This window comes from Mesorhizobium sp. M0898 (assembly GCF_040319695.1).
Classification (GTDB): domain Bacteria; phylum Pseudomonadota; class Alphaproteobacteria; order Rhizobiales; family Rhizobiaceae; genus Mesorhizobium.
Window position 1 is genome coordinate 41,215 of sequence record NZ_JAMYOE010000035.1, and the last position, 20,183, is coordinate 61,397.

Consider the following 20,183-nt stretch of genomic DNA (forward strand, 5'->3'; position numbering starts at 1 on the left):
TTCGCCGGCGTGATTATATGGAGGCCAAACGAGCTGTCCCCCATGCGCTTTCCGCCTGCTTTCCTCGACGAGATCCGCGACCGCGTGCCGATTTCTTCGGTGATCGGCCAGCGCGTCGCGTGGGACAGGAAGAAGACTAACGCGCCGCGCGGCGACTATTGGGCCTGCTGTCCCTTCCATGGCGAGAAGAGCCCGTCCTTCCACTGCGAGGACAAGAAGGGCCGCTACCATTGCTTCGGCTGCTCGGTTTCGGGCGACCATTTCAAGTTCCTGACCGAACTTGACGGGATGAGCTTTCCTGAAGCGGTTGAGAAGATCGCCGACATGGCCGGCGTGCCGATGCCGGTTCGCGATGCCCAGGAGGAGCGGCGCGAAAAGGAACGCGCCAGCCTGACTGACGTCATGGAGATGGCGACGGCGTTCTTCCAGGAACGGCTGCAGGGACCGGAAGGGGCAAAGGCCCGCGCCTATCTGCGCGACCGGGGGCTGACACCGGCGACGCAGCAGTCTTTCCGCCTCGGCTATGCCCCCGACAGCCGCAATGCGCTGAAGGAGCATCTTGCCGCCAAGGGTGTCCCCAAGGCCGACATCGAGGCGTGCGGGCTGGTGCGCCATGGCGACGACGTCCCGGTTTCCTACGATTGGTTCCGCGACCGCATCATGTTCCCGATCCCGGATTCCAGGGGCAAGATCATCGCCTTCGGCGGGCGGGCACTGGCGCCGGATGCGCCGGCCAAATACATGAACTCGCCCGATACGGAGCTCTTCCACAAAGGCAACGTGCTCTACAATTTCGCCCGTGCGCGCCAAGCGCTCGGAAAGGGGGCGCTGGCCAAGGGCGGCACGGTCATTGCCGTAGAGGGCTACATGGATGTGATCGCGCTGGCGCAGGCCGGCTTCGAAAACGTGGTGGCGCCGCTCGGCACCGCGTTGACTGAAAACCAGCTCGAACTTCTATGGCGCATGGCTGGCGAGCCGGTGCTGTGCTTCGACGGCGACCAGGCCGGGTTGAAGGCAGCGTGGCGCGCCGCCGACATGGCGCTGCCGGCGGTCCAGGCAGGCCGCTCCGTGCGCTTCGCCCTGCTGCCGGAGGGCAAGGATCCCGACGATCTGGTCAAGGGTGACGGGCCGGATGCGTTCCGCGCCGTGCTTTCCGAGGCACGGCCGCTGGCCGACCTCTTGTGGATGCGCGAGACCGCCGGCGGCATCTTCGACACGCCTGAACGGCGGGCGGAGCTCGAAAAGACGCTACGCGAACTGACCAGCCGCATCCGCGACGAGAGCCTTCGTTACCACTACCAACAGGAAATGCGCGAGCGCGTGCAGAGCTTCTTCGGTGCCCAGCGCGGACGCCAGGGACGTCAGGACGGACGGCCCGGTGAGCGCTTCCCGGGCAGGGTCTCAGCACCCGGCGGACAGTTTGCACGTGGCGGCAATGCCGGTGGGCGCACCGCGATCACCGAAAGCCTCGGCCGCTCGGCGCTGGTCAAACGCGGCGGCGAGGGCATGTCGGTGCGCGAGGCGACGATCATTGCGGCCCTCGTCAACCATCCCGTGCTGATCGACGAGAATTTCGCCCATGTCGAGTTCCTCGATCTCGCCAATTCCGATCTGAAGCGGCTGCATGCGGCCATCCTCGACGCCATGGCGCACGATATGGCCAACAACCGCGAGGCTGTAATCGCGACGATCGAGCGGGCCGGCTGCGGTGAGATCTGGCAGCGCGCGGTGGCGCTGATCAAGCGTGCGCGGCAATGGCCGGCGCTGGAAACGGCAGCGCTCGACGATGCTCGCGATGCGTTCAGCCAAGCTCTCCACTTGCAGCGCAGCGCGCGCACCTTACATAAGGAGCTGAAGCAGGCGGAAGCAGCGCTCGCCAGCGATCCCACGGACGAAAATTACCGGCACCTGGTCGAAATCCAGGCGCAATTTCGTGATGTGCAGGCAACGGAAGCGCTGATCGAAGGGTTTGGCATATCGTCGGGCAGAGCTGGGCGCGTTTAGATTGAAGCCTCCAGAAGACTGAAATGTAAGGACGTGCTTGCGCGTTGAATCAAGCGTGCGGTGCTCTAAGTCGGGTAATTGATTCGCTTTTTTCATGCGAATCATGCGAGAGGCGCTTGACCTTCCGGCAGAATGGCGGAATCAGGTCGATTCGAAACGTTAACCCGCCCCGGCATCGACGGGAATGCAGCGATGTAAGGTACTGATCACTGGACAGGCAGTCAGCTTGCCACAGATATCAGGGTTAATCTGGACTTAACGAGAGATGCAGTTACTGGCCCGGTAAAGCGCGTTCTGGAAAGAGCGCATCCAATTTGACCGGACCGGCAGCTTACGCGGCTTTGATACTCAGCCGCTTGGAGAAAATAAAGACTATGGCGACAAAAGAAAAGGAAGAAGTCGAGACCGAACGCGAGGCCGCGACCGATGGCCCTCTGCTCGACCTTTCCGACGATGCTGTCAAGAAGATGATCAAGGCCGCCAAGAAGCGCGGTTATGTCACCATGGACGAGCTGAATTCGGTGCTGCCCTCGGAGGAAGTGACCTCCGAGCAGATCGAGGACACGATGGCCATGCTTTCCGACATGGGCATCAACGTGGTCGAGGACGACGAGCAGGGCGAGGAGCCCGAAGCCGCCGACACCGCCGCTGACGCCGAGGAAGACGCCAACGAGCTGGCCGAGCAGACCGGCACCGCCGTCGCCGCCACCACGACCAAGAAAGAGCCGACCGACCGCACCGACGATCCGGTCCGCATGTATCTGCGCGAGATGGGCTCAGTCGAGCTTCTGTCGCGCGAGGGCGAAATCGCGATCGCCAAACGCATCGAGGCCGGCCGCGAGACGATGATCGCGGGCCTGTGCGAAAGCCCGCTGACTTTCCAGGCCATCATCATCTGGCGTGACGAGCTCAACGAATCGAAGATCCTGCTGCGCGAGATCATCGATCTTGAAGCGACCTATGCCGGGCCGGAGGCCAAGCAGGCGCCGGTTGTCGAGCGTATCGAGGAAGCCAAGACCGAGGAAAAGTCGCGCCGTTCGCGCGAGGACGAGGACGACATTACCAATGTCGGCGGCGACACGCGTGGCCTGGTGGACGACGACGAGGAAGACGATGACGAGGCGAGCCTGTCGCTGGCGGCGATGGAAGCGGAACTGCGCCCGCAGGTGATGGAGACGCTCGACGTCATTGCCGACACCTACAAGAAACTGCGCAAGCTGCAGGACCAGCAGGTCGAGAACCGGCTGGCTGCCGCGGGCACGCTGTCGCCCAGCCAGGACCGCCGGCTGAAGGAATTGAAGGACCAGCTGATCAAGGCGGTGAAGTCGCTGTCCTTGAACACGGCGCGCATCGAGGCGCTGGTCGAGCAGCTCTACGACATCAACAAGCGCCTGGTGCAGAACGAAGGCAAGCTGCTCAGGCTGGCCGAAAGCTATGGCGTGCGCCGCGAGGAATTCCTCAAGGAATATCAGGGCTCGGAGCTCGATCCCAACTGGACGCGCTCGATCGGCAATCTGACCTCGCGCGGCTGGAAGGAATTCACCAAGAACGAGAAGGACGCCATCCGCGACCTGCGCGCCGAGATCCAGAACCTCGCCACCGAGACGGCGATTTCGATCCAGGAATTCCGCAAGATCGTTAACCAGGTGCAGAAGGGCGAGCGCGAAGCCGCGATCGCCAAGAAGGAAATGGTCGAGGCCAATCTGCGCCTCGTCATCTCCATCGCCAAGAAATACACCAATCGCGGCCTGCAGTTCCTCGACCTGATCCAGGAAGGCAATATCGGCCTGATGAAGGCGGTCGACAAATTCGAATACCGCCGCGGCTACAAGTTCTCGACCTACGCGACGTGGTGGATCCGGCAGGCGATCACCCGTTCGATCGCCGATCAGGCGCGCACCATCCGCATTCCGGTGCACATGATCGAAACGATCAACAAGATCGTGCGCACCTCGCGCCAGATGCTGCATGAGATCGGCCGCGAGCCGACGCCGGAAGAACTGGCGGAAAAGCTCGCCATGCCGCTGGAAAAAGTGCGCAAGGTGCTGAAGATCGCCAAGGAGCCGATCTCGCTCGAAACGCCGGTCGGCGACGAGGAGGATTCGCATCTTGGCGACTTCATCGAGGACAAGATGGCGATCCTGCCGATCGACGCGGCGATCCAGGCCAATCTGCGCGAGACGACGACGCGCGTGCTGGCCTCGCTGACGCCGCGCGAAGAGCGCGTGCTCAGAATGCGCTTCGGTATCGGCATGAACACCGACCACACGCTTGAAGAGGTCGGCCAGCAGTTCTCAGTCACCCGCGAGCGCATCCGCCAGATCGAAGCCAAGGCGCTGCGCAAGCTCAAGCACCCGAGCCGGTCGCGCAAGCTCAGAAGCTTCCTCGACAGCTGAGGCCGGGTGACGGACAAGCAGTTTAAAGGGCGCCGGTGGCGCCCTTTTCCGTTTGGACACAGGCGATCACGATTGGACGCGCCGCTCTTGCGGGTCGTGCCCTACGAGAGGATAATTCCGCGACGGACGCATTCTCTGGGCGACAAACCCGGATGCCCGCCCCGGCGGTTTGACGCCGTGCTCCGTGGCACCGGAGGGAGGTGTGCCATGACAACTTACATCGTGCTGATCAACTGGACGGAGCAAGGCGCCAAAAATGTGCGCGAATCGCCGAAGCGGCTCGATGCCGCCAAGAAGCTGCTGGGAGACATGGGCGGGTCCTTTAAGGCATTCTATCTCACCATGGGGGATTGCGACATGGTGGCCGTGCTCGAAGCGCCCGACGATGCTGTCCTGGCTCGTTTCTCGCTGATGCTGGCGACAGGCGGAAACGTCAGGACGCGGACACTCAAGGCTTTCCCCGAGGATGCCTATCGCGAGATCATCACCTCGCTCGGCTGAGCCGCGGCGCCTGAAGCGCGTCGCGCTGAACGGCCCTTGCGACGCGCTTTAAACTCTTCTTTTTATGCATGTCGTTATCGTAAAACCGCTGCGTACCCTTTGGGCGACCTGGATCAGCGAAGCCGGCCATTCCGCCGGTATCGTGTCACGTTGCGGCGCAACGGCATTTCTCGGATAATCCGTGCGTGTCCTCTGGTGCCGTTTCGAAACATGGCCAAGCCTCTGCTGACTGTCTGGTACAATACGCGCTGTCCGGTCTGCGATGCCGGCATCAGCCGGCAGAAGCGGCGGCTGATCGAGGCGGTCAAGGCCGGGCGGATCGAATTTCGCGACATCAATGCCGAACCGGCGGCGCTGGCCGGGTACGGCATCGGCCTGGAGGACATCCGGCGCCGGCTGCATGCGATCGACGCCGACGGCAAATTGCTGGTCGGCGCCGATGTTGCCATTGCTGTATGGCGCACGACGCCCGGCGAAGCCTGGCTCGCAACACTGTTCGGCAATCCCGGCGCACTGCCGTTGACGCGCTATGGCTATGATCGCTTTGCCGATCTGCTCTATGCCTGGAACCGGCGCAAAGGCCGCTGGTAACGGGTATTATGCGCTCCGCACCGAAAGGTCCGGAGATTGTTTCCGGGCCTTTCGCGTGCCCTGCTATCGAGCCACGGGCTCGCAAAGCCAGCCAACGATGCGGCGCACCGCCGGCAGCACCAGCAGCAGCGTCGGAAAGGCCACCAGCCAGGACAGGCCTCAAGCCGTCAGCCAAGTGGCCAGCATGTCGGGCTGGAAGCCAAGGCTTTTCAGTGTCGAGATGAACGACACGATGAACGTCGTCAGCAACGACAGCACCAGCGGGCCGAGCACGGCGGCATAGCGCGCAGGCAGCCTGCTGCGCGGGGTTTTCATGGTCATTTGGATTTCCCTGAAGCATCCGGTTCGTCGCCTTGCACCCATTCGCCGGTATTGTCGGCGTAACTGCCCGGAACGACCGGGGTGGATGCGTTGCTTCACGTCAGACGCTTACGGAGCGGCCTTCGGCCCTCATGCACCGTCTAGCTGCCCTCGCTGGCGAAATCAATCCTGCTGGTGCCATTTTCAGATACATCGTAAGATATATCTTGACTCGGCCGTGGCGGGCACTTAGTTGAGATATATCGTAAGACATAACTCAAGGAGCAGACAATGCACAAAGACAATCATTTCAGCCATCATCGTTTCGGCGAACGCGCCGAGCGCGTCTTCATGCATATGGCCGGCAAGTTCGGCGGACGTGGCGGCGGCTTTGGCCCGTTCGGGCATGGCATGAGAGGCGGCGGACGCGGCGGGCCGGGCGACATGTTCCGCGCCGGCCGCATGCTGGCCGACGGCGATCTCAAGCTGATCACGCTGTCACTGCTGGCCGAGGCGCCGCGGCACGGCTACGACATCATCAAGGCGCTGGAGGAGCGCACCAGCGGCGTCTACAGCCCGAGCCCCGGCGTGGTCTATCCGACGCTGACCTTCCTGGAGGAGGCCGGCTACGCCGTTTCTGCGGCGGAAGGCAACAAGAAGGTGTTTTCAATCACCGAGGCTGGGCAGGCGCACCTCAACGAAAATCGCGAGATGATCGACCACGTGCTCGAACATCTCGAGCGCTTCGGCCGCAAGATGGCCAAGGCGCGCGACTGGTTCGGCTGGAACGATGACGGCGACGGTGGCCGGCGCGGCCGCGGCCGCTCGGAAAAGCGCGACGAGTTTCGCGCCGTGCGCCACCGGCTACGCGCCGCGCTCGGCGAGATCGTCGATGCGCCTGAAGCAAAGCAGGCCGAGGCAATCAGCATATTGGAAGCTGCCGCGGAAGCCCTGGAAGCACTGACGCGCGACTGACCTCTAACGGCAAGCCGCAGGCGGCCCTTGCCGGTCCAGCCAAGGACCGGTACTGAAAATCATCCTGCGTCGCGCTATGTGGTGCAGGATGATTGCCGTTGGAGGATACCCCATGTCTTTTCTGAAGCGTCTTTTCGGCGGAGGCAACGAAGCCGCCGAGCCAAAGACAGCGGCGCCGGCAAAGCAGATCGAGCACAAGGGATTTTTGATCAGCGCCACGCCCTACAAGGCGGAGGGCCAGTACCAGACCTGCGGCGTGGTTTCGAAAGAGATCGACGGCGTGATGAAGGAGCACAAATTCATCCGCGCCGACCGCTTTGCCGGGCTTGATGATGCCGTCGACATCTCGATCAAAAAGGGCATCCAGCTGGTCGACGAGCAGGGCGAAAAGATCTTCGGATAGATCGGCTACTACAGCCTTGGGTCGATTGGCTCGCTTTCCAACGCCAGCACGGCGAAGACACACTCGTGAACCCGGCGTAGCGGCTGCTTGGCGACAAATCGCGTTAGCGCTTCGTGGCCAAGCGCGAACTCCCGGAGCGCCAGGCTGCGCTTGCCGGCCAGGCCGCGTTCTCGGAGGCGGATGAGATTGTCGGGTGCATCATATTCGGGACCATAGATGATGCGCAAATATTCCGGGCCGCGGACCTTCAGCGCCGGCTGGATGAGCCCCTTCTCGCCACGGCTGACGAAGTCGCGTGGTTTGACCACCATGCCTTCGCCGCCTGAGCCGGTCAGTGCTTCCCACCAGGCGACGGCCTCGGCACACGCGCTGCCGTCGGCGAGGTCAACCATACGCCATCGAGTCGGCGTGACCACGCCGCCACGGGCAGCCAGACGGTCCGCGAGCGACATGTGCCAGACATGGTCCTGGTCAAACCAAACACGTCCCTCGCTGGCCAGCAGGTGGAAAGGCGCGGCCTTAAGGTCCTCGACGCCCGAAACTGGCCATACGTAGGGCGCCCAGGCGGTGGCGTATTTGGCTGCGCGGACGGCCCGGTCTTCAAGGCGTGCGTTCAGGCCGGCTGCATCGACGCCGCGCGCCATCGCACGGGCCAGCGCCTCGTTGCTGGCCTTGAAACCGGCGGCAGAGGATATCGCCACAGGCGCATACTGGCTTTCGATCAGACTGCCGGCCTTGGCCGACCAAGGCATTATCTCGGCGTCCAGCAGCAGCCAGTCGCTGTTCAATTCCTTCCACAGATCCGCCGCGTCGACCTCGGTGCGAAGACGGGCGAGCAGGTCCTCCGTCATGGCACTGTCATTGAAAAAGGAGCGTCCGGTGCGGGTCCAGATTGCGCCGGTTTCGTCGCCAGGGACCCCGAAGCGGCTGCGTGCCGCCTGCGCGTTCCGGCAGAGCGCGATCACTGCCCGCGAACCCATGTGCTTCTCCTCGCACACGATCTGCGCAACGCCGCGCTCGCGGAAGTAAGCGAAGGCATCCTCCGGACGTTCCAGCCAGCCGTCCTGGCTGCTGGTCTCGGACGGCGACATGGTCGGCGGCAGATAGATCAGCCATTGCGGCGAGAGCGCGAAGCGGCTCATCACCTCCAGTGCTGCCGACGCGTTCTCCTCGGCCACGACAATCCGGCCCCTCAGTCCGGTCTCGATCCAACGGCGACCGGAGACATCCTGATAATCGAGCACGCCGTCGGCGTCGGCCTGTGCCGATTTACCGGGACCGGACCCGCCCAGCGGACGTATCGGCTCCGACCAGGTCTGGATTGCCGGCACCTCGACCAGTTCGCGTTCCGGCCAGCGCAAGGCCGTCAGCTTGCCGCCGAATACGCATCCGGTGTCGATGCACAGGGTGTTGTTGACCCATTCGGCCGATAGCGTGGGCGTATGTCCATAGATAATGGCCGTCTTGCCACGATAGGCCGCAGCCCAGTCGGCACGGACGGGCAGCCCGAACTCGTCGGTCTCGCCTGTGGTCTCGCCGTACAGAGCGAACTCGCGCACAGCGCCTGAACCGCGTCCGATCATCTCTTCCTTGAGGCCGGCATGGGCGACGGCGAGGCCTCCGCCATCGAGCCAGACATGGCTGCGCAGGCCGTCGAGAAAGGCCGGCAGCGCCTCGCGCAGGCCTCGGTCCTGTGCAGTTAGCTGATCGAGAGTCTGCTGGAGGCCGTGAGCGACAGTGACCTTGCGGCCTTCTAGCCAGCGGCTGAGTTTGCGTTCATGGTTGCCCTGGACACAGTAAGCCGTTCCAGCCGCGACCATGCTCACGGCAATGCGCAGCACGTCGGGCGAGTTGGGGCCGCGATCGACGAGGTCGCCGACAAAGACGATCTTGCGGCCCTCTGGTGGAACCACGGTGACCGTTCGGTCGCCCTGATACTCAGACCAGGCGACGCTGTAGCCCAGTCGAGCGAGCAGGATATGAAGTTCATCCGAACAGCCGTGGATGTCGCCAATGATATCGAACGGGCCATGGTCGTCGCGCTTATCGGTCCACAGCGGCTGTCGCGACACCTCGGCCGCGTCGATGCTGGCCTCGCTGGTAAGCTTCCAGACTTGGCGGAAGCCCTCGCGTTGGAGGCCCCCAAGACCCTTGCGGACCTCGGTTGTCATGCGCTGGGCGACCCCGGCGCCGAACTGCCGGTCGGCTCGCACCGCATTGCGTGCGACGCACACCTCGACGCCTGGATCGAGGACCACGGCGACGGGCAAAGCGTGCCACTTGCGCGCCAGCTCAATCCAGGGCTTGCGGTCGGCGGCTCGCACATTGGTGGCATCGATGACGGCCAGCCTGCGGTGTTTGAGCCGCTTGCCGGCTATTTCGCGAACCAGATCGAAGGCATCCGCAGAGACGTCCTGGTCGGTTTCGTCGTCGGAGATCAGCGCCCGGCACTGGTCCGAGGAGATAATCTCAGTCGTCAGGAAATGCTTGGTGGCGAAAGTCGACTTGCCCGATCCGGTCGAGCCGATCAGCACGACGAGGGCGAAGTCAGGAATGGTGAGGTTGGTCTTATCAGGTTCTCTCATCGGGTGAACACTGCCGTCTGGGTGGGGGCGCCGAGGGTCGGGTCCTCGGCTCCGATACCGCTGAAGGTGGCTGCATAGCCATAGATCTCGCCGATTTTGGCCGCCCAGGCTTGGAACTGAGCCCGGCTCCATTCGAAACGGTGATCGGGATGGCGAAATGCGCCAGGGACCAGTCTTGGAAACAGAGCGTTGTAGTCCGCATTCGGAGTGGTCACAATGACGGATTTGGGCGCCGTCTCACCGAAAACGATGCGTTCGACCAGGGGCAGCCTGTCCTCGTCGAGATGCTCGATGACCTCGACCAGAACGGCGACGTCGGCTGCGGCCCAACGGCTGTCGCGGTAGGTCAGCGATCCATGCAGCAGCGTGACCCGGCCCTCGGGCGGCCCGCCTAATTCGTTCAGCTTGAGACGCTTTGCGGCCCATTCCAGTTCGCGCGCCGCCGGATCCAGACCGAACAGCTTGTGAATCCATCGCTCGCGCACCAGCCTGTCGAGCAGCTTGCCTTCACCGCATCCCAGGTCCGCAACAGTGGTTCCTCCCGTCGCCCGAATGGCGTGGACAACTGCGTCCATGCGCAGATCGTTGAGCCGGATAGGCGTCTCCAGCGCTTCCTCGGGCGTAACGCGCGGCTCGGCAGGTTGTGCCTCGCCAGCCGTCTCGGGAGCCAGCCGCTCCAGGGCGATGCGGGCCAAAGCCCGGCGATTGCCCAGATAGCGGCGCACGATCAGGTCTTTGGCCGGATGGTTTTCCAGCCAGCCTTCGCCTTTGGACAGCAGCTTGTCGATCTCTGCTTCGCCGACCCAGTAATGCTTGGCATCGTCCATCACCGGGATCAGCACATAGAGGTGGTTCAACAAGGCGCTGAGCCGGCCCGTGCCGGTCAGCTTCAGATGGCCGTATCGGGGCTCGCCCGCAGCACCCCCGATTCCTTCGATTGGCGTCAGATCGACTGTCCAGCCCAAGGGTTCGAACAAACTTCGAACCAGAACCTCACCGCCGCGCGTTGGCAGTGGCGTGACCACGGCTTCCAGCGGCAGTTCGCTGTCGGCTAGTTCCTGGCGCTCCTTCGATATACCGGTCATCGCCGTCCGCAGCATTTTGTTCAGCGCCACCGACAGGAAGGATGATGCAGCGTAAGGCCGGTCGTTCACAAATTGGTCTAGCAAGCCTTCTGACTGGCCCTTGCCTCGCACCAGTCCCACCGGGTCGACGTCGAGCAGGAGTGCAGCCTCGCAACGCTCTTCGGTTGCCTCGGGATAGAACAGCCACGCCTTGCCGAAAGACAGGTCGGTCTCGTGCAGGCGATCCGGATGCTTGTGCAGCAAGAAGCCGAGATCGGTGGCCGGACGGTGCGTTGTGGCAACGGAAAGGAACATCCGCGACCGATAGCGCAGACAAGCGGAATAACCAATGGCGGTTGTGTGGCCCACCACAATAGGTTGTCGCCAACGACAACAAGGGCAGGCGCCGGGCGCCTGCCCTTGTACAATTCAGACGATGCTGACGCTTTACGCCGCGGTGGCGACGCGCTCGGCATTACCGGTCGCGGCCACAATGGCGTCGACCTTGGTCGAGGCCTTGGCCAGCGCTGCTGCCACCGCATCGGCGCCCATACCGACTCCTTCGATGCGGATGACCTCGAGATCGGTCATGCCGAGGAAGCCAAGCACGCTGCGCAGGTAGGGAATGGCGTGATCGAACTGCACGGCCGCACCTTCGGAATAGATGCCGCCCGAAGCCAGCACGATGTAGACCTTCTTGCCGGTGACGAGGCCCTTGGGGCCGTTCTCGCCATAGGCAAAGCTCTTGCCGGAACGGGCAATGTGATCGACCCAGGACTTCAGCGTCGAGGAGATGTTGAAGTTGATGAAGCCGGTGGCGAGAATCACCGAATCGGCGGCGAACAGTTCATCTAGCACGACATCGGAGACGCCAACGACTTCAGCCTGGCGCGAGGTGCGCGCTTCGGCCGGCGTGTAGATGCCGGTCGCATAATCGGCATCGATGTGCGGCAACGGATTGGCGACGAGGTCGCGCACGACAAGCGTGTTCGACGGATCGGCGGCAACAAGCTTTTCGGCGAATTCAGTAGCAATACGGGTCGAGTGTGAGGCAGCGCCGCGCGGGCTCGATGTGACAAGAAGGATGGACATAATGGGGTCTCCAGGGTTGGATCAAAATCTCCCGGCAGATATGTGTGCGCAGACCCATTTGAAAAACTGGTATATTTTGTATATTATCCATCTAAAATGTGGATTGAACGATGCAACCGAACCCGACGCTTGACCAACTGCAGATCCTGGTTGCGGTGGCCGAGACCGGCAGCTTCTCGGCCGCCGGGCGCAAATTGAATCGCGCGCAATCGGTGATCAGCTACGCCATCGCCAACCTCGAAGCGCAGCTCGGGCTGAAGCTGTTCGAGCGCGAGGGCACGCGTGAACCGCAACTGACCGATGTCGGCAAGGCGACGCTGGAAGATGCGCGGCGCATGGTCGGCGTGCTGCAACGCATCCGCTCGCGTGTCGACGGATACCGGCAGGGATTGGAGGCGGAAGTGACGCTGTCGGTCGACGTGACGCTACCGTCGCCGGTGCTGGTTCGGGTGCTAAAGGCATTCGAGGCGCAGTTCCCGGCCGTGACGCTGCGTCTGCATATCGGCTCGCTTGGCCTTATCCTCGATCATGTTGTCGGCGGACAGGCCGATCTCGGCATCGGGGGGCTTCTGGGTGAGACGGACGTGAATCTGCTTCGCATCGGCTTCTTCTCCCTGGTGCCAGCCGCAGCGCCTGATCACCCTCTGGCGCTGCTGCCGAGACCAGTGGCGCTAGAGGATGTCCGCGAACACATCCAACTGGTCGTCTCGGACCAGTCCGAGCGTACGCGCGGGCGTGACTATGGCGTCTTCGCCTACCGCACCTGGCGGCTGACGGATGTGCGCACCAAGCACGTGCTGATGCGCGAGGGGCTGGGCTGGGGCGGGCTGCCGCGATGGCTCATCGCCGATGATCTGGCGACCGGCCGGCTCGTCGAACTCGATCTCGAGCCTTACAGCGAAGTCCGCTCGCCGCTCTATGCCATGCACCGCGCCGATCGCAGCCCGAAACCGGCGGCCGCCTGGCTGATCGACCAGTTCAAGCGCCAGCTAGGCTGTTTCAACGAGTTCGAACCGGGTGAGATACCTGAGGAGGAGCCGGAGACAGGCCGTCGATCAGCGCCATGAGAACGGCGCGATAGTCCTCGATCGATGCTCCAGTTTCGATTGCGAGCGCTGCGCGGTCGAAGGCGGCTGCGAGCAAAGCGGTCAGTGCTTCCACAGGCAGTCTCGTCATGGAGTGCGAGCGCATCGCGGCAACAAGGCCGTCGCGCAGCGAACGGTTGCCATGGCGATTGTCGATCGCATCCATGGCGGCGCGGCCGAGCACGGCCGGGCCGTCAAGCAGCAAGAGCCGCGTGCGGCCGGGCGCACGCATGGCAGCCAGATAGGCATCCGAGCCGGCAATCAGCGCATCGCGGGCAAATAGCGAAGGCGGCGACGCGCGTTCGATCTCTTCCGAGACGGCTTGCGCCTCCTGTTCGACCACAGCGGCAAACAACGCCTGCTTGTCGGCAAAGTGATGATAGAGCGCGCCGCGCGTGACGCCGGCAGCGGCGACGATCTCGGGTGTGCCGGTCTCGGCATAGGACTTTTCGGTGAACAGTTTGCGAGCCGCGGCGATGAGCTCAGCGCGTGTCGCCTCGGTGCGATCACGGTTGGAGCGACGAGCGGATCCTTGTTGCATACATGCAGCCTGTATGTTATTGCCATTTACATGCAGACTGTATGTTATTTGCCGGGAGAAGGAAAGATGAGGACGACGAGCTATTATCCGGTGCTGATGACGAGCGACGTTGCCGGCACGGCAGCCTTTTATGTTGCGCATTTCGGCTTCAAGCCGCTGTTTGAGGCCGACTGGTACGTGCATCTGCGCTCAGCCGAAGACCGTCGCGTCAACCTCGGCATCGTCCAGGGCGATCATGAGACGATCCCGGAGGAAGGGCGGGGCCGCACATCTGGTCTGCTGATCAATTTCGAGGTCAGGGATCCGGATGCCATCTATAAGCGGATCACCGCCGCTGGCCTGCCGATCCTGCGGACGCTGCGCGACGAACCCTTCGGCCAGCGTCATTTCATCACCAGGGATCCCAACGGCGTGCTGATCGACGTGATCAGGCAAATCCCGCCGAGCCCAGAATTTATGGCGCAATATGCGCAGGGTGCTGCGGCGCGCTAGCTTGCCCTCGCCAACGGCATCACGGTGACCTGAGTAATGCCGGAGCGGCGCACCACCGTGCATAGTGTCTCGCGGCCGATTCGCTCGGCGTCGAGCATGCGCACCAGATCGTCGACGCCGGTGACCGGACGGCCGTCGATGGCGGCAATAATGTCGCCTTCCCTGAGGCCGGCTTTGGCCGCCGGGCTGTTCTTTTCGACGGTGCGCAGGCGCACCGCCGTGCTGCTCGATACTTGCGACAAAAGGGCTGCGCGGCGCGGCAGGTTGGTGGTATCGGCGGAAACGCCGATGAAGGCACGGCGCACACGGCCGAAGCGGATGATTTCCGAGATGACGAAATTGGCGGTGTTGGAAGCAACCGCGAAGGCGATGCCTTGCGCACCGTGGATCATCGCGGTGTTAACGCCGATCACCTCGCCAGCCGAGGACACCAGCGGTCCGCCAGAATTGCCGGGGTTGAGCGCGGCGTCGGTCTGGATGACGTCGTCGATCAGCCGGCCGGTGGAGGCACGCATCGAGCGGCCGAGTGCCGAGACGACGCCAGTGGTGACGGTCCATTCGAAGCCGAGCGGATTGCCGATGGCAATTGCAATCTGGCCGCGCCTCAAACGCTTGGAATCGCCAAGCGGCGCGACGTCGGCAAAGTTGCCGTCGGCGCGCACCAGCGCAATGTCGGTGTCGGGATCGCGGCCGAGCACGCGGCCTTCCCTGGAGGCGCCGTCCGGCATTGACACGCGTACGCTGCGCGCATCGCCGACGACGTGGAAGTTGGTGACGACCAGCCCGTCCTGCGCGATGACGAAGCCGGAGCCATGGCCACCCGGGCCACCGATGCGCTCGATGCGGCAGACGGCGGGCCCGATGCGGTCGACGGCATCGGCGACCGTCGCCGAATAGGCATCGAGAAGGGCATCGTCATATTGCAATTGCTGGGCGGGCAGGGCCATCCGAGGGCTCCGTTTGGAACAAGATGAACAATGCCTATATGTGCGGAGCGGCCGGACCGGCCGCGACCTGACCAGATGGCCAGTCACATGCCCAACTAGCCGTCAGGCGAGTATCCGCCAACGCCCTGCCGGGCGATATCTGGGTCACGAAGAACCCAGGAGATAAATCATGAGCGATTTCAATCTGAGCACGTTTTCCGACGCCATTGCCGACATCGCGGCAGCCGCGGCACCAGCGACGGCCAGCTTCGCGACGCACCACCGGACGTCAACTGCTTTCCACTGGCGGGACGGCTATTTCGTCACTGCCGAGGAGGCGGTCGAGGCCGGCGAGGAGATCGAGCTGACGTTTTCTTCGGGCGAAGCCGTCAAGGCGGAACTGGTCGGCCGCGACCCGTCCACCGGCACGGCCGTTTTGAAACCGGCCGGCGCGCCGGCCGCCCCGGCACTGGTAAAGGCGGATGCGGTGCGGCCGGGCAACCTGGTGGTCGTGGCGGGCAATAGCGACGGCACCTCGCTCGCTACCTTGGGCACGGTCGGCGAGGTCGGCCCGGCCTGGCGTTCAATGCGCGGCGGCACGATCGACCGGCGCATCAACCTTGCCGTCAATGCCGGCGGCCGTTTCGAAGGTGGCCCTGTGCTCGATGCCAAGGGCGGACTGATCGGCATGCTGCTGTTCGGGCCACGCCGGCGGGCGCTGGTCATGCCTTACGAAACGATCGAGCGGGCAGTCACGACGCTGCGCGAGAAGGGTCATGTGGCGCGCGGCTATCTTGGCGCCGGCCTGCATCCGGTCCGCAATGGTGATACACAGGGCGCCATGGTGATGAGTCTCGACGATAACGGGCCGGCGAAATCAGCCGGTCTCAGTCTCGGCGACATCATCGTGTCGTGGAACGCAGAGACGGTGCATGGCCCGCGCGAGCTGATCCGCAAGCTCGGGCCGGACAGCGCCGGTGCCTTGGTGACACTCGGCGTGGTGCGCGGCGGCGAGAATCGTGAGGTTTCCCTGACCATCGGTGAAAAGCCACTGAGCTGAGGGATAGATGGTAAGCGGTGAGGTCGCTGGCAGACGGCTGACGGTGCTGATCGCGCTCGGTGACGCCGAGCGCACGCGAAGTCTGTCCGCCATTCTCGCCGCGACCGATGATCTGCGGCCGGTTCTGGCCGGCGAAGTCGACGGGCGTGAGGCGGCGGATGTCGCCATCGTCGATGATCATGGGCTACAAGGCGGGCTCGTCGACGCGGCTATGCCTCGCGTGCTGCTATCGTCGCGAGCGGCCCGCGAACGGCCAGCCGATACAGTGTTTGCCGTGCTGCCCGTGCAAGCGGACGAGTTGCTGATCGCCGCCGCCGCGCGGCTCGCGGCTGCGGGCTACCGGATTTCGCGTGACAGTCATGCTCTATCCGATCTGCATCACGATTTGACCTTCCATGGCAGCGACCGGTTCGAAGAGGAACCGACTGACGAGCATATCGTCCGGCCGACGCTTTCGCCGCGGGAAGGCGAGGTGCTGGCGCTGCTGGCCGAGGGCGCGCCCAACAAGGTCATCGCGCGACGGCTGAACATCTCCGTGCACACGGCGAAGTTCCACGTCGCTGCGATCCTGACGAAGCTCGGTGCCGCCAACCGCACCGACGCGATTGCCATCGCCATGCGGCAGGGCCTGGTGCTGGTCTAGTTCAGATTGTCTCAAGGCCGACGCAGCGTAACCCGCATGCGGTGTGTTGGGCCTTGCGCGGCGGTTCTCAGCCGCGCAAGGATCGTGTCTTTCATGTTGCAGGAAGGCGCAAGGATGTCGCTCAAGGGAAAGACGCTTTTCATCTCCGGCGGGTCGCGCGGCATCGGGCTGGCGATTGCGCTGCGCGCCGCGCGCGATGGCGCCAATGTGACGATCGCGGCCAAGACCGCCGAGCCGCATCCGAAGCTGCCCGGGACGATCTACACGGCGGCGCACGAGATCGAGCAGGCCGGCGGCAAGGCGCTGCCGGCGCTGTGCGACATTCGGGATGAAGAACAGGTCGCCGAGGCGGTCGCCAAGACCGTGGAGCGGTTCGGCGGCGTCGATATCTGCGTCAACAACGCCAGTGCCATCCAGCTCACCGGCACGTTGGAGACCGATATGAAGCGCTACGATCTGATGCACCAGATCAACACGCGCGGCACTTTTCTCGTCTCCAAAATGTGCATTCCGCACTTGAGGTTGGCGGAAAATCCTCACATCTTGAATCTGGCGCCGCCGCTCGACATGAAGGCCAAGTGGTTCAAGAACCATGTCGCCTACACGATGGCAAAGTTCGGCATGTCGATGTGCACGCTGGGCATGAGCGCCGAGTTCGCCAGGGACGGCATTGCGGTCAATTCGCTATGGCCGATCTCGACCATCGACACGGCGGCGGTGCGTAACCTCCTGGGCGGGGCGACGGTGGCGGCGATGAGCCGTTCGCCCGACATCATGGCCGATGCGGCATACGCCATCCTGGTCAGGCCGTCGCGTGAGGCGACCGGCAATTTCTACATTGACGAAGAAGTGCTGCGCGCTGAGGGCGTCAGCGATTTCTCGGCCTATGCGCCGGGTGCGACAGGCCCGCTCGCCGGCGACTTTTTTGTGCCGGACGAGGTGTTCGGCCGGACGGATACCAAAATCAAAGGTATCTACTGACGGAAAGTATCTAGCTGACAGGCATATCTCTTAAAGACCGGCACAGACGTGTGCTCAGTCTTCGGCTTTCTTGGCTTTGCCAAGACCCATCAGCCGGTCGATATAGGCAAGCATCAGTGCCGACAGAACGAAGGCCAGATGAATGATGGTCAGCCACATCAGCTGGTCGGTCGTGTAGGAGACCGAGTTCAGGAACACCTGCAAGAGGTGGATCGAGGAGATCGCTACGATTGTCGAGGCGACCTTGACCTTCAGCGAGCCGACATCGATCGTGCCCAGCCAATGCACCTTGCCGTCATTTTCATCGAAGCGGCTGACGAAGTTTTCGTAACCCGAGATGATCACCATCACCACCAGTGAGGCGACCAGCGCGGCATCGATGAGGCCGAGTATTTTCAGGATGGTGTCGGTGTCATCGAGCGTGAAGGCAACGGAGACGAACTCGAACAGCTTGTTGCCGAAGGACACGGCATAGATGGCAAGTGCCGCACCCAGTCCGAGATAGAAGGCGACCAGCAGCCAGCGCGAGGCGAGAATGATCGATTCGATGGCGAGTTCGAGGCGCTTCATGCGGCGATTCGGGCTCCGTTGTCGGAGTGCCGTATTTCGGGCAGGCTGCGGCGGTTTGCAAGGTTTCAAAAAAACGAAACCCCGCCGGGGAGGGGAACCGGCGGGGCTCGTGTGTCCCGCTGGAGTCGGGACAGGGCAGGGAACGCCCTTTCCAGAATCTGGGATGGGTAACCGCGCGTTTCAAGATTGATGACCGCGCGATTCAATGGTTGATCAAATCGCGCGGTTCACATTGCGGTTTATTGGGCGCTGGCCACAGGCGCTACCAGGGGGGTAATCCGGCGGATGGCGACGCGGCGGTTCTCGCGGTTGGGTCCCGACGTGTTGACCTTGAGATACTCCTCGCCATAGCCCTGCGTCGTCAGGTTCTCCGGCGGGATGCCGAAGGCGTTGGTCAAGGCTTCGGCGACCGCCTCGGCGCGGCGGTCGGACAGAGCAAGGTTCGCTTCCGGTGTGCCGACAGCGTCGGTATGGCCCTCGATCAGGAAGCTCTCGGCCGGGTTTTTCTTCAGCAGCTTGTCCATGGCGTTGGCAACACCCTCCAGCTTCTGGACCTCGGTGTCGGAAATCGAGGCCGAACCGAATTCGAAGTTGAGCGTGTCGAGGTCGATGCGGCGGGCGATGTCGCGCACGCGGGCCGAGCGCTTGACCTCGTCGATCGAATAGAGGCGCTGGACCCTCTCGACCGGCGGCCGTTCGAGGAAGGTGTAGTAGTCGTCCGGATCCTCGACCTCTTCGGAATCCAGAATGTATTCCTCTTGCGGGATGGTAAGGCGCATCGGCGGCAGGTCGTCGCCCGGGTCGCGCCAGTCTGCATCGTCGTCATAGTTCCGCTCGTCGACATAGCTCAGCACATATTCGCGGCCGTCGGGCGCGAAGCGTGAACGCTGGATGACGTCGCCGTAGCGGTTGCGGATGGTGACGATCCGGACACCATTGTCACGCTCAACGATTTCCCGGGTGCGATCGCCCGACAGGTCCTCGTAATAGACATTCCTGGCGCCGCGGTGCATGCGCGGTGCATCACTGCTTTCGACGAACGTCTGGTTGTTGAACTGCAGGATAACGCGGTCGCCGAATTCCCTGACAACGTTGGCACCCTGGGGGCGCGGACGACGACGAACATCCTCGACGTCCGGCGCACGCTCGACGCGCTTGCCTTTTTCCTCGGTCACCGGAACGATCTTTTCAGGCTTGATCTCCCGCTGGGCTGCCCGGTCGTCGGTCGGTGGCGGCCCCTGATCGACCGGAGCCGGCTTCGGGGCTTCCACCTGGTTCTCGCCCTGCTGGGCGGGCTGGTTGCCCTGCTGCTTACCGGCATTTTGGCCGCGCTCCTTGCCACCCTTGCGCTTGCGCAAGACATCCTTCTGGCTGTCCAGAACAGGTGCCTCGTTCGGATTGGCCTGGGCTTCACCCTGGACCGGATTTTCCCCCTGGACCGGCGCGGCCTGGCCAGTCGAAGGCTGTTCGCCGGTCGAGGGCTGTTGCTCTCCTGTCACCGGCTGTTCGCCGACAGGCCTCTTGCCACGTTTCTTGATCTTGTCCTGGGGCTGTTCGCCCTGGACGGGAGCGGCCTGCTGCTCGATCGGAGCCGGTTGGGCCTGTGGGGTCGCTTCCTTATTGGTCGGCGCCGGCTGGCCTTCCGCCTCCGTGGCGGGTCCGGTCAATTCAGCAGGCTTCTTGCGCTTGCCCGGCTTTTGTCCGGGCTCGACAGTCGGAGCCTGTTCTGCCGGGGCAGCCTCGATCTGCTGGTTCTGTTTTTGCTTCTTCTTGCGCGGGTTGACGTTGGGCTGGTTGTCGTTTGCCGGCGCTGCCTGCTCGGCCGGTTGTTCCGATGGGGCCGCTTCGATCTGCTGCCGATTGCGCCGCTTCTTGCGGGGTTGCTCGGTCTCGGCTGGAGCGATCTGCTCGGCCGGAGCGGATTCTGTTTGCTGCTGCTGATTGCGCCGCTTCTTGCGGGGTTGCTCGGACTCG

18 protein-coding genes and 1 pseudogene are annotated in these 20,183 nt (G+C 63.3%); 11 read left to right on the top strand and 8 right to left on the bottom strand.

The window, feature by feature from the left end; all coding sequences use genetic code 11:
* The first annotated feature begins 42 nt into the window (after positions 1-42).
* The 4 genes from dnaG to NKH90_RS26735 all read left to right on the top strand — a co-directional run bounded on the left by dnaG (position 43) and on the right by NKH90_RS26735 (position 5,492).
* A complete protein-coding gene (gene dnaG, locus NKH90_RS26720) occupies positions 43-2,004 on the top strand; it encodes a DNA primase (protein WP_352683620.1) in 1,962 nt (653 codons plus the stop codon).
* Between the two features lie 374 nt (positions 2,005-2,378).
* Positions 2,379-4,400 (top strand): RNA polymerase sigma factor RpoD, encoded by a 2,022-nt coding sequence (gene rpoD, locus NKH90_RS26725; protein ID WP_023678297.1) that lies wholly within the window; start codon positions 2,379-2,381, stop codon positions 4,398-4,400.
* 207 nt (positions 4,401-4,607) lie between these two features.
* Positions 4,608-4,901 carry a GYD domain-containing protein gene (locus tag NKH90_RS26730; protein WP_292658752.1) on the top strand — a complete coding sequence of 98 codons (294 nt, stop codon included), beginning with the start codon at positions 4,608-4,610 and terminating at the stop codon, positions 4,899-4,901.
* Between the two features lie 210 nt (positions 4,902-5,111).
* A complete protein-coding gene (locus tag NKH90_RS26735) occupies positions 5,112-5,492 on the top strand; it encodes a thiol-disulfide oxidoreductase DCC family protein (RefSeq protein WP_352542055.1) in 381 nt (126 codons plus the stop codon).
* A 63-nt stretch (positions 5,493-5,555) separates the two neighbouring features.
* Here the strand turns inward: NKH90_RS26735 and NKH90_RS26740 are convergent.
* A pseudogene (locus tag NKH90_RS26740) lies at positions 5,556-5,813 on the bottom strand (DUF2798 domain-containing protein).
* A gap of 270 nt (positions 5,814-6,083) precedes the next feature.
* Between NKH90_RS26740 and NKH90_RS26745 the strand changes: the two are divergent.
* Both NKH90_RS26745 and NKH90_RS26750 read left to right on the top strand, forming a co-directional pair.
* Positions 6,084-6,767 (top strand): PadR family transcriptional regulator, encoded by a 684-nt coding sequence (locus tag NKH90_RS26745; protein ID WP_352491496.1) that lies wholly within the window; start codon positions 6,084-6,086, stop codon positions 6,765-6,767.
* A gap of 112 nt (positions 6,768-6,879) precedes the next feature.
* On the top strand, positions 6,880-7,170 hold the full coding sequence (locus NKH90_RS26750; protein ID WP_023678291.1) for an HlyU family transcriptional regulator: 291 nt from the start codon (positions 6,880-6,882) through the stop codon (positions 7,168-7,170).
* Between the two features lie 8 nt (positions 7,171-7,178).
* On the opposite strand, the gene NKH90_RS26755 is transcribed toward NKH90_RS26750, so the two are convergent.
* The 3 genes from NKH90_RS26755 to NKH90_RS26765 all read right to left on the bottom strand — a co-directional run bounded on the left by NKH90_RS26755 (position 7,179) and on the right by NKH90_RS26765 (position 11,911).
* Entirely contained in the window at positions 7,179-9,755 is a 2,577-nt protein-coding gene (locus NKH90_RS26755) for a polynucleotide kinase-phosphatase (RefSeq protein ID WP_352822035.1), read from the bottom strand.
* Positions 9,752-11,134 carry a 3' terminal RNA ribose 2'-O-methyltransferase Hen1 gene (locus NKH90_RS26760; RefSeq protein WP_352822038.1) on the bottom strand — a complete coding sequence of 461 codons (1,383 nt, stop codon included), beginning with the start codon at positions 11,132-11,134 and terminating at the stop codon, positions 9,752-9,754. The genes NKH90_RS26755 and NKH90_RS26760 overlap by 4 nt, the downstream gene beginning before the upstream one ends.
* Positions 11,135-11,266: 132 nt before the next feature.
* Positions 11,267-11,911 (bottom strand): FMN-dependent NADH-azoreductase, encoded by a 645-nt coding sequence (locus NKH90_RS26765; protein ID WP_352491493.1) that lies wholly within the window; start codon positions 11,909-11,911, stop codon positions 11,267-11,269.
* Between the two features lie 110 nt (positions 11,912-12,021).
* Between NKH90_RS26765 and NKH90_RS26770 the strand changes: the two genes are divergently transcribed.
* A complete protein-coding gene (locus NKH90_RS26770) occupies positions 12,022-12,978 on the top strand; it encodes a LysR family transcriptional regulator (RefSeq protein ID WP_352450726.1) in 957 nt (318 codons plus the stop codon).
* Here NKH90_RS26770 and NKH90_RS26775 read toward each other — a convergent pair.
* Positions 12,911-13,537, bottom strand: coding sequence for a TetR/AcrR family transcriptional regulator (locus NKH90_RS26775; RefSeq protein ID WP_352683626.1), 627 nt, complete (start codon positions 13,535-13,537; stop codon positions 12,911-12,913). The genes NKH90_RS26770 and NKH90_RS26775 overlap by 68 nt on opposite strands.
* Positions 13,538-13,603: 66 nt before the next feature.
* Here NKH90_RS26775 and NKH90_RS26780 point away from each other — a divergent pair, with 66 nt between their 5' ends.
* Positions 13,604-14,029 carry a VOC family protein gene (locus NKH90_RS26780; RefSeq protein WP_352771694.1) on the top strand — a complete coding sequence of 142 codons (426 nt, stop codon included), beginning with the start codon at positions 13,604-13,606 and terminating at the stop codon, positions 14,027-14,029.
* Here NKH90_RS26780 and NKH90_RS26785 read toward each other — a convergent pair.
* On the bottom strand, positions 14,026-14,976 hold the full coding sequence (locus NKH90_RS26785; protein WP_023678284.1) for a S1C family serine protease: 951 nt from the start codon (positions 14,974-14,976) through the stop codon (positions 14,026-14,028). The two genes, NKH90_RS26780 and NKH90_RS26785, sit on opposite strands and share 4 nt — an antisense overlap.
* 169 nt (positions 14,977-15,145) lie before the next feature.
* Between NKH90_RS26785 and NKH90_RS26790 the strand changes: the two genes are divergently transcribed.
* The 3 genes from NKH90_RS26790 to NKH90_RS26800 all read left to right on the top strand — a co-directional run bounded on the left by NKH90_RS26790 (position 15,146) and on the right by NKH90_RS26800 (position 17,639).
* Positions 15,146-16,015, top strand: a complete 870-nt coding sequence (locus NKH90_RS26790) for a S1C family serine protease (protein ID WP_352822042.1) — start codon at positions 15,146-15,148, stop codon at positions 16,013-16,015.
* A 7-nt stretch (positions 16,016-16,022) separates the two neighbouring features.
* Positions 16,023-16,658: a helix-turn-helix transcriptional regulator gene (locus NKH90_RS26795; protein WP_352473965.1), complete on the top strand. Its 636-nt coding sequence runs from the start codon at positions 16,023-16,025 to the stop codon at positions 16,656-16,658.
* Between the two features lie 114 nt (positions 16,659-16,772).
* Entirely contained in the window at positions 16,773-17,639 is an 867-nt protein-coding gene (locus NKH90_RS26800) for an SDR family oxidoreductase (protein ID WP_352473967.1), read from the top strand.
* Between the two features lie 54 nt (positions 17,640-17,693).
* Here NKH90_RS26800 and NKH90_RS26805 read toward each other — a convergent pair whose 3' ends face one another.
* Both NKH90_RS26805 and NKH90_RS26810 read right to left on the bottom strand, forming a co-directional pair.
* On the bottom strand, positions 17,694-18,209 hold the full coding sequence (locus NKH90_RS26805) for a TIGR00645 family protein (protein WP_352450730.1): 516 nt from the start codon (positions 18,207-18,209) through the stop codon (positions 17,694-17,696).
* 239 nt (positions 18,210-18,448) lie between these two features.
* Positions 18,449-20,183: OmpA family protein (locus NKH90_RS26810; RefSeq protein WP_352822044.1), on the bottom strand; the 1,735-nt coding region annotated here is incomplete at its 5' end.

Bases quoted from the DNA above. Each gene is read 5' to 3' on its own strand.
- dnaG (WP_352683620.1), top strand. From the start codon at position 43: ATGCGCTTTCCGCCTGCTTTCCTCGACGAGATCCGCGACCGCGTGCCG.
- rpoD (WP_023678297.1), top strand. From the start codon at position 2,379: ATGGCGACAAAAGAAAAGGAAGAAGTCGAGACCGAACGCGAGGCCGCG.
- NKH90_RS26730 (WP_292658752.1), top strand. From the start codon at position 4,608: ATGACAACTTACATCGTGCTGATCAACTGGACGGAGCAAGGCGCCAAA.
- NKH90_RS26735 (WP_352542055.1), top strand. From the start codon at position 5,112: ATGGCCAAGCCTCTGCTGACTGTCTGGTACAATACGCGCTGTCCGGTC.
- NKH90_RS26745 (WP_352491496.1), top strand. From the start codon at position 6,084: ATGCACAAAGACAATCATTTCAGCCATCATCGTTTCGGCGAACGCGCC.
- NKH90_RS26750 (WP_023678291.1), top strand. From the start codon at position 6,880: ATGTCTTTTCTGAAGCGTCTTTTCGGCGGAGGCAACGAAGCCGCCGAG.
- NKH90_RS26755 (WP_352822035.1), bottom strand. From the start codon at position 9,755: ATGAGAGAACCTGATAAGACCAACCTCACCATTCCTGACTTCGCCCTC.
- NKH90_RS26760 (WP_352822038.1), bottom strand. From the start codon at position 11,134: ATGTTCCTTTCCGTTGCCACAACGCACCGTCCGGCCACCGATCTCGGC.
- NKH90_RS26765 (WP_352491493.1), bottom strand. From the start codon at position 11,911: ATGTCCATCCTTCTTGTCACATCGAGCCCGCGCGGCGCTGCCTCACAC.
- NKH90_RS26770 (WP_352450726.1), top strand. From the start codon at position 12,022: ATGCAACCGAACCCGACGCTTGACCAACTGCAGATCCTGGTTGCGGTG.
- NKH90_RS26775 (WP_352683626.1), bottom strand. From the start codon at position 13,537: ATGCAACAAGGATCCGCTCGTCGCTCCAACCGTGATCGCACCGAGGCG.
- NKH90_RS26780 (WP_352771694.1), top strand. From the start codon at position 13,604: ATGAGGACGACGAGCTATTATCCGGTGCTGATGACGAGCGACGTTGCC.
- NKH90_RS26785 (WP_023678284.1), bottom strand. From the start codon at position 14,976: ATGGCCCTGCCCGCCCAGCAATTGCAATATGACGATGCCCTTCTCGAT.
- NKH90_RS26790 (WP_352822042.1), top strand. From the start codon at position 15,146: ATGAGCGATTTCAATCTGAGCACGTTTTCCGACGCCATTGCCGACATC.
- NKH90_RS26795 (WP_352473965.1), top strand. From the start codon at position 16,023: ATGGTAAGCGGTGAGGTCGCTGGCAGACGGCTGACGGTGCTGATCGCG.
- NKH90_RS26800 (WP_352473967.1), top strand. From the start codon at position 16,773: ATGTCGCTCAAGGGAAAGACGCTTTTCATCTCCGGCGGGTCGCGCGGC.
- NKH90_RS26805 (WP_352450730.1), bottom strand. From the start codon at position 18,209: ATGAAGCGCCTCGAACTCGCCATCGAATCGATCATTCTCGCCTCGCGC.